This is a genomic window from Streptomyces sp. PsTaAH-124 (genome assembly GCF_000373685.1).
GTDB lineage: Bacteria > Actinomycetota > Actinomycetes > Streptomycetales > Streptomycetaceae > Streptomyces > Streptomyces andamanensis.
On the sequence record NZ_KB892207.1, the window covers coordinates 52,094 to 66,958 of the forward strand.

Here is a 14,865-nt window from a genome sequence, read left to right on the forward strand (position 1 = left end):
GGACACGCCATGTCGGAGCAGCGCGGAGAGGCCGTGATCGCGCGGCCCGGGGACCGGCCGCGGATCACCGTGCGGCGCGCCGACCGCCCCGGCGACCTGGGCTGGACGGTGATGGCCCACGGTGAGATCTACGCCCGGCAGTTCGGCTGGAACACCGACTTCGAGGCCCTGGTCGCCGGGATCGTCGCCGCGTACGCGGCGGGGCACGACCCGGACCGGGAGGCGGGCTGGATCGCCGAGGCCGACGGAGAGCGGGTGGGCTGTGTCTTCCTGGTCGCCGGTGACACACCGGAGGTGGCGCGGCTGCGCATCCTGCTCGTCACCGAGGCGGCCCGGGGGCTGGGCGCGGGCGGCCGCCTGGTCGGGACCTGTCTGGAGTTCGCCCGCGAGGCCGGCTACCGGCGGGTCACGCTGTGGACCAACGACGTGCTGGAGTCCGCGCGCCGGATCTACCAGGGGTACGGTTTCACGCTCGCCGACGAGGAACCCCATCACAGCTTCGGCCGCGACCTCGTCGGGCAGAACTGGACGCTCGACCTGGCCCCGGGCCCGCATACGGCCCCTCCGGGCACACGGTAGGCTGGCCGTGCGACGCACCCGGAGTGCGTCGTGCGGCGGTGGGGCCCGCCGCACCCAACCGCGGCGACGGCGCCGACAACGGTCCCTGCTTGCGACTTCAGTGTGCCCGGGGACGTACCGGGCGCCGTGCGAGTAGGAGAACCCGCGTATGGAAGAGGCTCGACCTCAGGTGCTTGGTGAACCCATCGACCCCGATGTCGAACTGCACGGGCCCACCCCGCGGCGCGAGCCGTTCGCCGGGCAGGGCCCCGTCGTGGCGGTGGTCGCGGCGGGCGGCGCGATCGGCGCGGTGGCCCGTTACGGCGCGGGGCTGCTGTGGCCCACGGGCGACGGCACCTTTCCCTTGACGACGTTCCTGGTCAATGTGATCGGCTGCGGTGTCATCGGCGTCTTCATGGTGCTGATCACCGATGTGTGGGCCGCGCACCGGCTCGTCCGGCCGTTCTTCGGCACCGGTGTGCTGGGCGGTTTCACCACCTTCTCCACCTATGCGGTCGACATCCAGCGGCTCGTCGACCAGGGCCGCGCCGCCACGGGACTCGTGTACCTGGCCGCGACCATGCTGGCGGCGCTGGCGTCGGTGTGGACCACGGCGAACCTGACCCGCCGGGTGATCGAGTGGAGGACGCGATGAACGCCCCGGCCGTCACTTCGCCCGCCGTCCGCTCCGAGGGGGAGAACGCGTGAACTGGCTTCTCGTCGTGCTCGGCGCCGTGGTCGGCGCCCCGATGCGCTATCTGACCGACCGCGCGGTGCAGTCCCGGCACGACACCGTGTTCCCCTGGGGCACCTTCACCGTCAACATGGTCGGCTGCCTCACCCTCGGCCTGATCACCGGCGCGGTCCTCGCGGGCGGTGCCTCCTCGCAGGTCCAGCTCCTGCTGGGCACCGGACTGTGCGGGGCGCTCACCACCTACTCGACCCTGTCGTACGAGACCCTGCGGCTGGCGGAGGAGGGCGCGCGCTTCTTCGCCGCGGCCAACGCGGTCGCGAGCATCGTCGGCGGTCTCGGCGCGGCCTTCACCGGGGCGGCGCTCGCCCAGGCGATCTGGGCCTGACCTCGTCCGCTGCCCGCTGTCCCCTGAGGGCCCGCGCCGGTCCGGCCTCGCCGGTCTGACCTCGCGGGCCCGGTCTCGTCGGACCGGTCTCAGCGGACCGGTCTCGTCGGACCGGTCTCAGCGGTCGTCGTCGGTCAGGAGGATGCGGCAGGTCTCGCCCGGTTCGACGCCGAGGGCGCGGTCGGGCAGGCGTACGTCGATCGGGGCGCAGACGGAACGGGGCACGGCGATCTCCATGCGGCCGTGCTCCATCCGCAGCCGTACGCCCCAGTGGCCCCGGTAGCGCAGGGTGAGACCGTAGGAGGACAGCTCGGGCAGCGGGACCGGGTCGAGCCACAGCGCGTCCTCGCGGGTCTCCAGGCCGGTCAGTCCGCGCTGCACGAGATCCAGGGTGCCCGCCATGGCGCCCAGGTGGATGCCCTCGCCGGTGGTGCCGCCCTGCACATCGGCGATGTCGCCGCGCAGCGCCTCGCGGACGAACCCCCACGCGTCGGCGCGGCGGGCGCGGGCCAGGATCCAGCCGTGCACCAGACCGCTGAGGGTGGAGCCGTGGCTGGTGCGGGCCAGGTAGTAGTCGACGGTACGGGCCCACTGGTCCTCGTCGAGCCGGTGCCCCAGCCGGCCGAACAGGGACCGCAGTTCGGCGGGGGCGAAGAGATGGCCGAGCATCAGCGCGTCGGCCTGCTTGGACGCCTTGTAGCGGTTGGCGGTGTCGCCCTCGGCCTCCAGGATCCGGTCCAGGCGGCGGATGTCGCCGTAGCGGCGGCGGTAGCCGGCCCAGTCGAGTTCGGCGAGGTCCGCGTACCCCTCGAACTGGCTGATGACGCCGTCGTGGAAGGGCACGTGCAGGGTGCGGGACACCTCCTCCCACCGCTCGGGCTCGCCGTCCTCCACCCGCAGGTGCGCGAGGAGTTCACGGCGGCGCGGTTCGGGCAGGGTGCGCAGGGTGTCCAGGGCGCGGGCGAGGACCCAGGCGGCGGTGACATTGGTGTAGGCGTTGTCGTCCAGGCCCGGCCGGTCCGCGTCCGGGTAGGCGTCGTGGTACTCGTCGGGGCCCATCACGCCGAGGATGCGGTGCCGTCCCAGCCGGGCGTCCCAGGTGGCCGAGTCCGCCCAGAACCGGGCGATCTGGAGCAGCGTCTCGGCGCCCTCGGTGTGCAGGAACTCGGTGTCGCCGCTGGCCTGGGCGTACTGCCACACGTTGTAGGCGACGGCGGAGCCGACATGCCGCTGGAGGTGCGAGTGGTCGGGCAGCCAGCGCCCCGAACGGGGGTTGAGGTGCAGGCGCTGGGTCTCCTCCCGGCCGTCGCTGCCGCTCTGCCACGGGTACATCGCCCCGCGGCGGCCCACCGCGCGCGCCGCCGCGCAGGCCGGTCCGAGCCGCCGGTGGCGGTAGCGCAGCAGGGCCCGGGAGACCTCGGGGAAGTGCAGGTTCAGGAAGGGCAGCACGAACAGTTCGTCCCAGAAGACATGGCCGCGGTAGGCCTCGCCGTGCAGCCCCCGGGCGGGCACGCCGACGTCCAGGTCGGCGGTGTGCGGGGAGAGGGTCTGGAGGACGTGGAAGAGGTGCAGGCGCAGGATGCGTCCGGCCTCCGCGGGCACGTCGATGTCGGCGCGGCGCCACACCTGCTCCCAGGCCGCGCGGTGTTCCTCCAGCAGCGCGGCGAAGCCGGGTGCCGCGCGCACCCGGTCGACGGCGGCGTGCACCGGGTCGCCGATGGCCGGGTCGCGGGAGGTGTGCAGCGCGGCGGTCTTGTCGACGGTGACGGTGCGGCCGGGCGCCAGCCGCAGCCGCAGTTCCTGCACCGCGCGCAGGTGCTCGTGCCGGCCGGGGACCGGAGCGGCGGGCCCGTCGCAGGCCAGCCGGGTCGCCGTGCCGATACGGATGTCCGAGGTGCGGGTGCGGCAGCGCAGCCAGACGGTGTCCGGCGCCGCCGTGCCGGTGTGCACATGGGTGAGGTGCCGACCGGCCAGGTCCCGGTAGCGGGGTACGCCCGCGTTGGTGACACCGCCGTCGATGGCCGCCTCGATCTCGACGTCCGCCGTGAACCCCTCGGCGGTGAACTCGGTGCGCAGGGCGGCGAGACAAGGGTCCCCCATGTGCACGATGCGCTGCTGGCGCACGGTCAGCGAGCGCCCGGACCCGAGCCCGTACCGGGTACGGCGTTCCAGCAGCCCGGCGTCGAGACGGAGGACCTGCCGGTGGTCGAGGACCGTGGCGGTGTCCGGGGTCAGCCAGGAGCCGCCCGCCAGGCGGAAGCGCAGCGGCAGCCAGTTGGGGACGTTGACCATGTCCTCGTTCTCCACCTCGCGGCCCGCGACCCGGGAGACGAGCCGGTTGTAGCACCCGGCCACATAGGTGCCCGGGTAGTGCACGGCGTCCGCTGCGCACTCCGGGAGCGCCCCGCGGGTGGCGAAGCGGCCGTTGCCGAGGGTGCACAGCGCCTCCCTCAGGCGCTCGTCCTCGGGTTCGTAGCCGTCGTAGGCCCAGGTCAGCGCCTGCATCTCAGCATCACAGCGCCTTCGTCGCAGCGTTCTCTTCGTGGTCGATCACAGCGTTGTCGTCGTGGTCGCCGGTGGCCGGCGCGGCGCGGGTGCGTCCGCGCCTCCGCCTCCGCCGCGCCTCCGCCTCACGGCCATGGTCGCAGCCGGGCGGCACGGCCGCGAGCGGGAGCCGGGGCGCCGCGCGGGAGACCGCCGCCCCCGGAGCCGACGGGTGGCGCGGGCGCGGCCGGGGTACTCGTGCACGGTCTTCCGGCAGGCGGGAAAGGCGAGGAAGGGGTGCGGTGATGGCGAAGGAATTCACGGTCGGGGACCATGTCCGGTGGAATTCGGAGGCCGGATACGTGGAGGGTGTCATCGTCGGGAAGCACACGCACGACGTCGAATTCAAGGGCCGTACCCGCCACTGCTCGGCGGAAGATCCCCAGTACGAGATCAAGAGCGACAGGACCGATCACCTGGCGATGCACAAGGGAGGGGCGCTGACCAGGCTGTAGGGCGATGAACCGCATCCTCACGATCGGGCACTCGACCCGGGAGTTCGACGACCTGGTGAAACTGCTGCGGGACAACGACGTCACCTGTCTCGTCGATGTACGGTCCTTCCCCTCGTCGAGGAAGTACCCCCAGTGGAACCGGTCGGCGATCGTCGCGTCCCTGCCGCCCGACATCTCCTACCGTTGGATCCCCCGGCTGGGCGGCCGCCGGCACACGCCTCGGGGCGCCCCGAGCCCGAACGGCGCCTGGCGGGTGAAGGCGTTCCGGGACTACGCCGACCACATGGGTACCGAGGAGTTCGCGGAAGGGCTGCGGGAACTGCTGGAGCTGGCGGAGCACGAACGCCCGGCCGTCATGTGCAGCGAGGCGGTGCCCTGGCGGTGCCACCGCCGGCTGATCACCGACGCGCTGCTGGTCGCCGGGGCGCGGGTGGGGCACATCGTCTCCGGCTCCGCGGTGAAACCGGCGACGCTGAACGAGCACGCGCGGGTCCGTGACGGACAGCTGACCTATCCCGCCCCCTCCGGCGGGGTCAGCGCGTGACGATGCCCGCGACGAGGTTGATCGCCGTGGCGAGAATGCTGGTGCCGAAGACGTACGACAGCAGGCAGTGCCGCAGCACCATGGCCCGGATCGCCGGACTCGACACCCCGGTGTCGGAGACCTGGTAGGTCATACCGAGGTTGTAGCTGAAATAGAAGAAATCCCGGTACGCCGGTGGCCGGGGGGAATTGAAGTCGATTCCCCGGGTGGACTCCGGGTAATAGAGGAACGCGTAGCGGGTGGCGTACATGAGGTGCAGCGCGGCCCAGGCCATGAAGACACCGCCGAGCGCCGTCGCGGCGTGCACGGGATCGGAATTGCCGAGCAGCAGCACCGCTATACCCGCCAGACCGCACACGGCCGCCGCGACCACGACGAGTTCCTCGGCGACCGGGCGCAGATCCTCGCGCCGTGCGTGCACATGGGTCTCCTCGGCGTCCATGGGCCACAGCACGATCCATCCGGTCACCACGAAGAACGTCTCCGTCGCGGTGATTCCCGCCAGGACACCGAGCGGTGCGTCCGTCGGCATGGCGACCGCCGCCCCGATCAGCACTCCGGCGACCACCGCGCAGACGAGACGCGGGATCGCGGAGAAGAAGAGCGGAAACCGTCTGCTCATACGCCATGACGGTAGCGGTTTCCCCTATGCGCGGCTTCCGGAGGGATGTGCGGCTTCCGGAGGGCTTCCGGAGTCTCACCGCCTTCCGGCCGACGCTCCCGCCGCCGGACGCCGGTTTTCCACAGGCCGGAACGGCGGACGATCACCGGCGTTAGGGTGCCTTCCAGGACCGGGACCTGCGCGTCCCGGGCATCTGGCCGTGTGGTCATGAGGTCGTTCGGGGCATCAGGGGGGGGGACGGGATGAGGCGAGGACGTTCACCGCGGGTACCGGCGTGGGCCGTCCTGCTCGCGGTCGTCATGGCGGCGACGGCGTGCACCGGCGGCGGTGCGCGTGACTCGGCCGACGCCGCCATGGCGCCCGCGGCACGGACGTATCTGTCGAAGGCGCTGGACATCGTGGAGGAGCACTCGCTCCGCCGTCACCAGGTCGACTGGGCCGCCCTGCGCCGCAGCACGTTCGCACAGGCACAGGGTGCGCGCGGACCGGCGGACACCTACGAGGCGATCGAGGTGGCGTTGAGCCGTCTGGGCGACCGGCACAGCCAGTTCTGGGATCCGGCGCAGGCCAAGGAGCAGCTGGACCCCTCCGCGACGCCCGTCGAGCCACCCCGGAGCCGTTCACTCGGGCGCGGCGTCGGCTACCTCGCCCTGCCCGGCGTGGACGGCGCCCGGCAGACGTACGACACCTATGTGCGACAGGGCCGCGATGCTGTGGCGAGGACGGACCGTGCGGGCGCCTGCGGCTGGGTGGTGGATCTGAGAGGGTCGACCGGCGGCGGGATGTGGCCTGTCCTCGCGGTCGCCGGGCCCCTCCTGGGCGACGGCACGGTGGGCGCCTTCGTGGACGCCGACGGGAAGAAGTCCGTGTGGTCGGTCAAGGACGGCTCCCCGTACCAGGACGGCACGTCGGCCGGCTGGGGCGCCGCGAAGCCCCTCGCCCAGGCCGTGCCGCCGGTCGCGGTACTGACCGGAAGGGAGACGCGCAGCGCGGGCGAGGCGGTCGTGATCGCCTTCCACGGGCGCCCGCACACCCGGTTCTTCGGCGAACCGACCCAGGGCCTCCCGACGGGGAACGCGTCGTACCCCCTCCCCGACGGCGCGCTGCTCCTCCTCACCGGAGCCCGGGAGGCGGACCGGACCGGCCGCGTCCACGACGGCCCGATCCCGCCGGACGAGGAGGTCGTCAAGGACCCCCGCCCGGCGGCCCGCGACCGTGACGACGCCCTGGACGCGGCCCGCGACTGGCTGCTCACCCAAGAAGGCTGCCGCAGCTCATGACCCGACCGCCGAAGCCGGGCCACCGGGCCCGTCCCTCCCGGGAGGGACGGCGGCACGGCGCTCGCGGGCGCGCGGACCTGGGCCGCCCGGACGACCGGCGAGGTCATGCGCGCACGCTTGGTGAGGTCCCGTCAGGGACTCGTCGTGACGGGGTCGGGATGTGGTCCTCCGGTCGCCCGGCGAGCGGTACGAGTGGCCAGGTAGAGCGCCGCGGCCGATGTGAGCACCGCCATCAGGACGAGCATGACGCGGTAGTCGACGAGCGCGACCAGAGCGGCTCCGACGGCGATCGCCGCGGTCTGCGGCAGACCGATCAGTACGCTCAGCGCGGCGTCGGTCCGCCCCATCAGGTGGGCGGGCGTGCGCCGTTGGAGGAGGGTGGTGCCGCCCGCGATGATCCAGGGCAGGCCCGTCCCCATGAGCACGGTGCCGGGCACGACCGCGGGCAGAGCCGGGACGGCGGTCAGGAGGAACCCGGCGGCGGAGAGGACGAGACCGAACACCACCGTCCGGGTTTCCCCCGCGCGCCGCATGAGCACCGCGGCACCCACCCCGGCCACCACGGCCCCCGCGGCCTGCGTCGCCCCCAGCACCCCGACGAAGGCAGGCGGGCGGCCCAGCCCGGAGTCGACCACCGCGAAGAGCACCGACTGCGAGAACCCGAAGGCGATGACCGCGATCATCGTGGCGACGGTGAACCGGCGCAGGGCGGCAGTCCCCACGATGTGCCGGAATCCGGCGGCGAGACGGGCCCCGGTTCCCTGCCCTTCCGCCTCGGGCCCGGGGAGTCGCGGTCCGTTCTCCCGGAGGCGGATCAGGGCCACCAGCAGGGCCACGAGGGCGAAGGTCATGGCGTCGCCCACCACCAGCGGCGCCAGACCGAACACGGACAGCACGCCCGCCCCCAGGAGCGGCGCGATCAGGCGTACTCCCTGGAGCAGCGTCTGGAGAAGGCCATTGGCATCCCCCAGGCGCTCGGGCGGTATCAGCGCCTGGGTGAGCGCGGTCATGGCCGAGCCGGAGGTGCCGCTGGCCAGTCCGTACAGGACCATGACGGCGTAGCAGATCCAGATGCCGTGGCGGTCGTGCACCAGCAGCAACGGCAGCACCAGCACCATCGAGAACAGGTTCAGGGCGATCAGCAACGGCGCGCGGCGCGACCGGTCCACCAGAGCACCGCAGAGAGGTGCGCCCAGGGTCCCCAGGACGAAGGCGAAGAAGGTGAGACCGGCGGCCGAGTCGCTGCCGGTGAGTTCCTTGACGCGGACGCCGAGGGCGATCCACAAGGCGTTGCTCCCCGCCATGTCGATCAGCCGGGCCAGCATGAGCAGCAGGATGTCACGGCGGACGAGCAGGGCGCGCACGGTCAGTCCTCCAGCGGGCGCAGGGCGTCGGCGGGGAACGTGAACTGGATCAGCTCCATCGGGACGGTGCCTTCGGGGCGCAGCGAGGGATCGTCGAGCCGCTCGCGGTAGCGGTGGAGAAGCGCGGTCATCTCTTCCAGGAAGGACTCGGCTTCCTCCGGGGTGAGGTGGAAGACCGCGTCGGCGGAGCTGGTGATCCTGCTCCAGTCCCCGGAGAACCCGGCCCGCATCGCGCCGATCCTGCGGATCCGCTCCAGCCACGACTCCCAGAGCACCGCGCCGAGCGCGGCGGCGGCGGTCGTGGTCTCGGCGTCGCCGGCGTCGGCCGCGTCCTCGAAGCGGAAGCCGATGTGGGTGCGCCGCCAGGGGCGGCTGCGCCCCGCGCCGCCTCCCGCTTCCTCGACGAAGCCGTACTTCGCCAGCGTGCGCAGATGGAAGGCGCAGTTGGTCGGGGACTCGCCCACCATCCGGGCGGCCTCGGTCGCGGTCAGCGGCTCGCGGCGGCCGAGTGCTTCGAGCAGGGCCAGGCGCGTGGGATGGGCGAGGGCGCGCATGGCCTTCGGTTCGGTGAGGTCGCGGGGTTCGCGGGGAGCGGCGCCTGCTTCGAAAGACATGTTTCGAGACTCTACGCTCGAAACATGTCTTTCGAAAGAGCCCGGGAGGTCAGGCGACCAGCCTCAGCCACGCCTCCGTGAGGGCGGCGTGGCCCGCCGGGGTCGGGTGGATGCCGTCGGCGGCCCAGTGCGCCGGGCCGGTCGCCGCGGCGAGCTGGGCGAACATGCCGTCGGCGGCGAGCAGTCGGGCGCCGTAGCGGTGGGCGAGGCCGCGGACGGCCTGGATCTTGGGGTCCAGGTCGGCGCGCCACTGCTTCCAGTCGTCCGGGCCGATGTGGTGGTCGTCGTCGATGTCCAGGCTGTCGCTGTACGGCAGGAGGAAGGGTTCGACGAGGATCAGTCCGGTGCCCCGCTCGGCCAGCGGCGCGAGCAGGCGGTCGTAGCCGGCCGCGAAGTCCTCCACGGGGATCATGTGGCCGTCCGGGTCGAGGGTGTGCCAGCCGACGTCGTTGATGCCGACGAGGATCGACACCACGTCCGGACGGGCGTCGAGCACGTCGGTCTGCCAACGGGCCTCCAGGTCCATGACCTTGTGGCCGCCGACCCCGGAGTTCAGCCAGGTCACGGGCCGGTCCGGGTGCCGCAGGCCCCACTGCCCCGCGATGTGCAGGGGGTAGCCGGACCCGAGGCCGTCCTCGCTCGCCGACCGCCCGCTGTCGGTGATCGAGTCGCCGGTGAACATCACGGTGGTTCCCGGGCGCAGGGTGATCGTCATCTGTGCTCCTTGAGAGGTGAGTGGGTGGGAGGGAAAGGTCTTCGCAGGGTGCCGCCGCAGGGCGGCCACCGCCTCTGCTAGCGGCCGAACCACCGCTCGGCGGCCCGCTCGAACGGCCGCGGATCGACGTCGCGGCCGCCCGCGCAGGCGACGAAGCCGTCCGGGCGGACGAGGACCGCGCCCAGGCCGAGGTCGTTCCTCGCCGTGCCCGCCGCATAGCGCAGTCGGCTCGCCCGGCCGGTGGCCGTGCCGCGCAAGCGCCGGTCGGGGCTGAGGTCGAGCAGGACACCTCGGCCGTCCCGCAGCAACTCGCCGAGGCGGGTGCCGTCGTCGAGGCGGAGGTCGGGGGCGCTGCGGCCGGTCAGCGGGTGGTCGCCGCCGAGGTCGTAGCGGATCGACGTCCCGGACAGCTTCCCGAACATGTGGGTCGTGCCGTCGCGGGTCGCGAGCAGGTCGCCCAGCATCCCGCGCAGTGCGCGCCCGTGCTCGTCCGGCCGCATCGCCGCCACCTGGGCGCGCGAGCGGTCGAGCACGTCGGCGCCCACGGGGTGGCGTTCGCGGGTGTAGGTGTCGAGGAGCCCGTCGGGCGCGTGTCCGTGCACGGTCGCCGCGAGTTTCCACCCGAGGTTCATGGCGTCGCCGATGCCGAGGTTGAGTCCCTGGCCGCCGAGGGGCGAGTGGATGTGCGCCGCGTCTCCGGCGAGCAGGACGCGCCCGATCCGGTAGGTCGTCGTCTGCATCGCCCGGTCGGTGTAGGTCGAGACGAGCGAGACGCCGTTCAGCGTCACATCCGTGCCGGACACGCGGCGCAGCACGGACTGGAGGTGGCCGGTGGCCGGGGGCCGCGAGCGGTCGAAGGCGCCGCCGTCGAAGTCCATCATGCCGAGGTGCCCCTCGGCGGGCATCCGGAGGTACATGCCGTGCGGTGTGTGGTGGAACCCGGGGCGCAGCAGCTCGGGTTCGGCGACGTCGGCGAGCATGACGTAGCCGGTGAACTGCGGCCCTGAGCCGGTGAATTCGAAGCCCGCGAGTCCGCGCACCGTGCTGCGTCCGCCGTCGCAGCCGACGAGCCAGCGCGCCGGGTACGCCTGTCCGCCGGCTCGCGCGACCACGTGTTCGTCGTCCTGTTCGACGCCGGTCACCGTGACACCGCGCCGGATCTCCACGCCGAGCAGGGCCGCCCTCTCGGACAGGAGCGCCTCGACCGCTTCGAGACAGGTCATGACGCCGTCCCCGGCCGGGCCGGGCAGCCGGAACGGCAGGGCGGTGAGGTCGACCCGCGCCGGATCGAGCACGATGCCCGCGAAGTGGCCCACCGCGCGGGGAGGGGACGGCTCGTCCAGATCCGCGTCCGTGTCCGTATCCGTGTCCGTGTCGGGTCCTGGGCCGCCCTTCGGGCCCGATGCCGCACGGAGCGCGGGCAGCATCCCCCGGCGGTAGAACGCCTCGACCGATCCGGCGGACAGGCCCCGCATCCCGAGCGGATCCGCCCGCCACGGCGAGCCGGGCGTCGGCTCCCGTTCCAGGACCAGGACCGAGCAGCCCGCGAGACCGAGTTCGCCGGCGAGGAACAGCCCGACCGGACCACCGCCCACGATCACCACGTCATGCACGACAACCACCTCTCCGAAGCCGTTTCCCGCCCGGCTTCCGCACGCCTGGGCCGCGGTCCGTCCGCGGCCTCCCTGCGTCCCGGCAAGACTGGCGCGGGCCGCTCACACGGGGCGCACACGCCGCTGACACGCGGGCGCGCGGCGCCCCCGCGCCGTGAGCGGACCCGGTCAGCCGTGTGCGAGGATCGGGGAATGGACGGGGGTGCACGGCTTCGGGTCACACTGCTCGGCGCCTGCCAGGTGTCCCGTGGCGACACCGTCCTGCCGGTACCGGGCGCCCGGCTGCGGGCCCTGGCCGTACGGCTGGCCCTCGCCGGCGGGCACCCGGTCGGACCGAGCGGCCTCATCGAGGCGATCTGGGCCGAGGAACCGCCCACGGACCCGGCCCACGCGCTCCAGGCCCTCGTCTCCCGGCTGCGCCGGACCCTCGGCTCGGCCGACGCCGTCACGCAGCACGCGGACGGCTACCGGCTGGCCGTGGACGCCGCCGACGTGGACGCACTGCGGTTCGAGCGGCTCGCCGCCGAGGGCCGTGACCGGCTGCGCGCCGCCGATCCGCGGTCCGCGGCGGCGGTGCTCGGCGAGGCCCTCGCGCTGTGGGGCGACCGCCCCGGCGCCGAACCCCCGGCCGTCTCGGCGGTGGCACCCGCCGTCGCGGCCCGCCTCGCGCACGCCTCGACCGAGGCCGTCACCGACCTCGCGGATGCCGAACTGGCCCTCGGCCGCGCCGACATGGCCGCCGCCCGGCTGGCCCCGCTGCTGGCCGAACACCCCGTCCACGAGCGCGCCGCCGCGCTGCTCATGGACGCGCTCGCCGCCCAGGGCCGCCAGGCCGAGGCCCTCGCCCTGTACGAACGGATCCGCGAGCAGTTGGCCGACACCCTCGGCACCGACCCCGGCGCCGCCCTGGGCGAACGCCATCTGCGCCTGCTGCGCGGCGAGCGGCCCGCCGCCGACGCCACGCTGACCCGGCGGGACAACCTGCCCGCGCCGCTGACCAGCTTCCTCGGCCGGGACGCCGACCTCGCCCGGATCGACGCGCTGCTCGCCGCCGGACGCCTGGTGACGGTGCTCGGTCCCGGCGGGGCCGGCAAGACGCGCCTGGCCGTCGAGGCGGCCCGCCGCCACCGGCACGAGTACCGCGACGGCGTCTGGATGATCGACCTCGCCTCCGTCACCGAGCCCGCCAAGGCCGGCGCGGCGCTGCTGGCCGCGATCGGGCTGCGCGGCTCGGCACTCTTCGACGCCCCGGCCGGGCTGCGCGGCACACCGGCCGACGAAGTGGACGTACTGGCCGACCAGTTGGGCGGACACGAAGCGCTGCTCGTGGTGGACAACTGCGAGCACCTGGTCGACGCCGTGGCGCATCTGATCGCGGCCCTGCTGACCCGTTGCGCCGCGCTGCGGGTGCTGGCCACGAGCCGGGAACCGCTGGCGGTCGACGGCGAGGCACTGGTCCCGCTCGGTCCGCTCGCCCTGCCGGAGCCGGACGCGGACCTCGCGCGGGCCCGCGGTACGGCGTCGGTGCGCCTGTTCACCGAGCGGGCGGCGGCCGTACGGCCCGGATTCGGTGTCGACGAGCACAACCTCGCCGAGGTGCTGCGCGTCGTGCGCGGTCTGGACGGCCTGCCGCTCGCCCTGGAACTGGCCGCGGCCCGCCTGCGCACACTCTCGCTGACCGGCCTGGCCGACGGGCTGTCGGACCGGTTCCGCCTGCTCACCACCGGCAGCCGGACCGCGCTCCCCCGGCACCGCACCCTGCGCGCGGTCATCGCCTGGAGCTGGGACCTGCTCGACGCGGACGCCCGCACGGTCGCGGAGCGGATCTCCGTCCTGCCCGGGGGCGTCACGGTGGCCTCGGCCACCGCGCTCCGCGACGGCACCGCGGTGCCCGCCGCCGACGTCCCGGAGCTGCTCGCGGACCTGGTCGACCGGTCGCTGCTGCACCTCGCACCCGACACCGGCCGCCACCGGATGCTGGAGACCATCCGCGAGTACGGCCTGGAGCGCCTGGCCGAGCAGGGCGAGCTGACCGGCGTACGGGACCGGGCCGCCCGCCACTTCGCCGAACTGGTCGCCCGTCACGACCCGTTGCTGCGCGGCCCCGGTCAGCTCCCCGCGCTGCACGCGCTGCACGCCGAGTACGACAACGTGCTCGCCGCCCTGCGCCACCTCTGCGACACCGCGGAGACCGGTGCGCTCGCCCTTTCGGTGGACCTGATCTGGTACTGGCAGCTGCTCGGCCGGCACCGCGACGCCGCCCACTGGCTCGGCGAGGCGGTCGCGCTGCCCGCCGGAGGGCCGAGCCTGACCCGCGACATCGCCGAGGGGCTGCTCGCGCTCAACGTCTCCGCCACCCGGGGCGCGTCGGCCGCCGACTGGTTCGAGGAGCGGCGCGACGGACTGCGGGCGCTCAACCGCCGGCTGCTCGACCATCCCCGGCTGCCGGGCCCGAGCGGGGTGCTGACCGCGGTCTGGCTGGCCTCCCTCACCGGCGCCGAGGTACCGCCGGGCGTCCTCCAGCGGCTCGTCGAGGGGCCCGATGTGTGGGCGGCCGGTATGGCGTGCCTGGTCCGGGCCCAGCTCGCCGAGAACGACGGCCGTCTGGACCGGGCCCGTGACGATCTGCGCGTCGCGCTGGAGTGTTTCACCCGGGCGGGCGACCGCTGGGGCCTGGCCAGGGCACTGCCGTTGCGCGCGCTGGTGCGGCAGTACGACGGCGATCTCGACGGCGCGCTGGCCGACGTGACCGAGGCCAAGCGGCTGGCCCGCGAGTTCGGTTCGCTCGGCCTCAGCGACGAGATCTTCGTCGATCTGCGCCTGGTCGATCTGCGGGTGCGGCTCGGTGAGACCACGCAGGCCGCCGGGACGATCGCCGCGGCCCGGGAGCGCGCGCTGCTCTCGTCGACGCCCGAGACGGCGATCCTGCTCGATGTGCGGGAAGCCGCGCTGCGGACGCGGACCGGTGAGCTGGTCCGGGCGCGCGAGCTGGTCGAGTCGGTCGAGGCCGGACTGTCCACGCACGTCCTGTTCGACGGCGACCAGGGTCAGGCGCTGGCCGGGACGGTGCGGGGCGCGCTCTGTCTCGAACTCGGTGACGCGGCGGGCGCACGGGACGCGTTGGTGCGGGCGCACACCGCCGCGGCCGGCAGCGGGGACATGCCGGTGGTGGCGTCGGTCGCGGTGGCCGTGGCCGGACTCGCCGCGCTGCACGGGGACCACCGCGAGGCCGCCGTCCTGCTCGGCGCAGCGTCCCGGCTGCGTGGCGCCCATGACCGCACCGACCCGCAGGTCCGCGCGCTGAGCGAGCGCGGCCGGGCCGCGCTCGGCGACGAGCGCTTCGCCGAGGCGTACGGATACGGCCGACGGCTGGACATGGCGGCGGCCCTGGCCCGGACCGATCCGGCGCGGCTAAGCGGAGCGCCGCCGCTGCCGCTGCCGCACGACGGCGGGCACTCGGGCTGACGGTCACGGTGA

At 73.8% G+C, this 14,865-nt stretch carries 13 protein-coding genes; 7 read left to right on the forward strand and 6 right to left on the reverse strand.

Going from position 1 to position 14,865, the window contains the following annotated elements; translation table 11 throughout:
• The first annotated feature begins 9 nt into the window (after window positions 1-9).
• The 3 genes from B086_RS0133895 to crcB (B086_RS0133905) all read left to right on the forward strand — a co-directional run bounded on the left by B086_RS0133895 (window position 10) and on the right by crcB (B086_RS0133905) (window position 1,637).
• Complete coding sequence (locus B086_RS0133895) at window positions 10-579, forward strand: GNAT family N-acetyltransferase (protein WP_018570886.1); 570 nt, start codon at window positions 10-12, stop codon at window positions 577-579.
• 148 nt (window positions 580-727) lie between these two features.
• Entirely contained in the window at window positions 728-1,213 is a 486-nt protein-coding gene (crcB, locus tag B086_RS0133900; RefSeq protein WP_026253051.1) for a fluoride efflux transporter CrcB, read from the forward strand.
• A 49-nt stretch (window positions 1,214-1,262) separates the two neighbouring features.
• Window positions 1,263-1,637 (forward strand): fluoride efflux transporter CrcB, encoded by a 375-nt coding sequence (crcB, locus tag B086_RS0133905; protein WP_018570888.1) that lies wholly within the window; start codon window positions 1,263-1,265, stop codon window positions 1,635-1,637.
• A 117-nt stretch (window positions 1,638-1,754) separates the two neighbouring features.
• Here the strand turns inward: crcB (B086_RS0133905) and B086_RS0133910 are convergent, their stop codons facing one another.
• On the reverse strand, window positions 1,755-4,142 hold the full coding sequence (locus tag B086_RS0133910; RefSeq protein WP_018570889.1) for a glycoside hydrolase family 65 protein: 2,388 nt from the start codon (window positions 4,140-4,142) through the stop codon (window positions 1,755-1,757).
• Between the two features lie 284 nt (window positions 4,143-4,426).
• On the opposite strand from B086_RS0133910, the gene B086_RS0133915 reads away from it, so the two are divergent.
• Complete coding sequence (locus B086_RS0133915) at window positions 4,427-4,636, forward strand: DUF2945 domain-containing protein (RefSeq protein ID WP_026253052.1); 210 nt, start codon at window positions 4,427-4,429, stop codon at window positions 4,634-4,636.
• Window positions 4,637-4,640: 4 nt separating this feature from the next.
• Entirely contained in the window at window positions 4,641-5,180 is a 540-nt protein-coding gene (locus B086_RS0133920) for a DUF488 family protein (protein ID WP_018570891.1), read from the forward strand.
• Here B086_RS0133920 and B086_RS0133925 read toward each other — a convergent pair.
• The gene (locus B086_RS0133925) at window positions 5,170-5,802 is read right to left on the reverse strand and encodes a DUF1345 domain-containing protein (RefSeq protein ID WP_018570892.1); all 633 of its coding nucleotides are present in this window, start codon (window positions 5,800-5,802) and stop codon (window positions 5,170-5,172) included. The two genes, B086_RS0133920 and B086_RS0133925, sit on opposite strands and share 11 nt — an antisense overlap.
• 299 nt (window positions 5,803-6,101) lie before the next feature.
• Between B086_RS0133925 and B086_RS0133930 the strand changes: the two genes are divergently transcribed.
• Window positions 6,102-7,082 carry a S41 family peptidase gene (locus B086_RS0133930; protein WP_018570893.1) on the forward strand — a complete coding sequence of 327 codons (981 nt, stop codon included), beginning with the start codon at window positions 6,102-6,104 and terminating at the stop codon, window positions 7,080-7,082.
• Window positions 7,083-7,213: 131 nt separating this feature from the next.
• Here B086_RS0133930 and B086_RS41445 read toward each other — a convergent pair whose 3' ends face one another.
• From B086_RS41445 to B086_RS0133950, 4 genes are all read right to left on the reverse strand, one after another.
• On the reverse strand, window positions 7,214-8,446 hold the full coding sequence (locus B086_RS41445; RefSeq protein WP_018570894.1) for an MFS transporter: 1,233 nt from the start codon (window positions 8,444-8,446) through the stop codon (window positions 7,214-7,216).
• A 2-nt stretch (window positions 8,447-8,448) separates the two neighbouring features.
• Window positions 8,449-9,060, reverse strand: a complete 612-nt coding sequence (locus tag B086_RS0133940; RefSeq protein ID WP_018570895.1) for a winged helix-turn-helix domain-containing protein — start codon at window positions 9,058-9,060, stop codon at window positions 8,449-8,451.
• A gap of 49 nt (window positions 9,061-9,109) precedes the next feature.
• On the reverse strand, window positions 9,110-9,775 hold the full coding sequence (locus B086_RS0133945; RefSeq protein WP_018570896.1) for an SGNH/GDSL hydrolase family protein: 666 nt from the start codon (window positions 9,773-9,775) through the stop codon (window positions 9,110-9,112).
• Between the two features lie 77 nt (window positions 9,776-9,852).
• Complete coding sequence (locus B086_RS0133950) at window positions 9,853-11,388, reverse strand: FAD-dependent monooxygenase (protein ID WP_018570897.1); 1,536 nt, start codon at window positions 11,386-11,388, stop codon at window positions 9,853-9,855.
• A 192-nt stretch (window positions 11,389-11,580) separates the two neighbouring features.
• On the opposite strand from B086_RS0133950, the gene B086_RS0133955 reads away from it, so the two are divergent.
• The gene (locus tag B086_RS0133955) at window positions 11,581-14,853 is read left to right on the forward strand and encodes a BTAD domain-containing putative transcriptional regulator (protein ID WP_018570898.1); all 3,273 of its coding nucleotides are present in this window, start codon (window positions 11,581-11,583) and stop codon (window positions 14,851-14,853) included.
• Window positions 14,854-14,865: the final 12 nt, after the last annotated feature.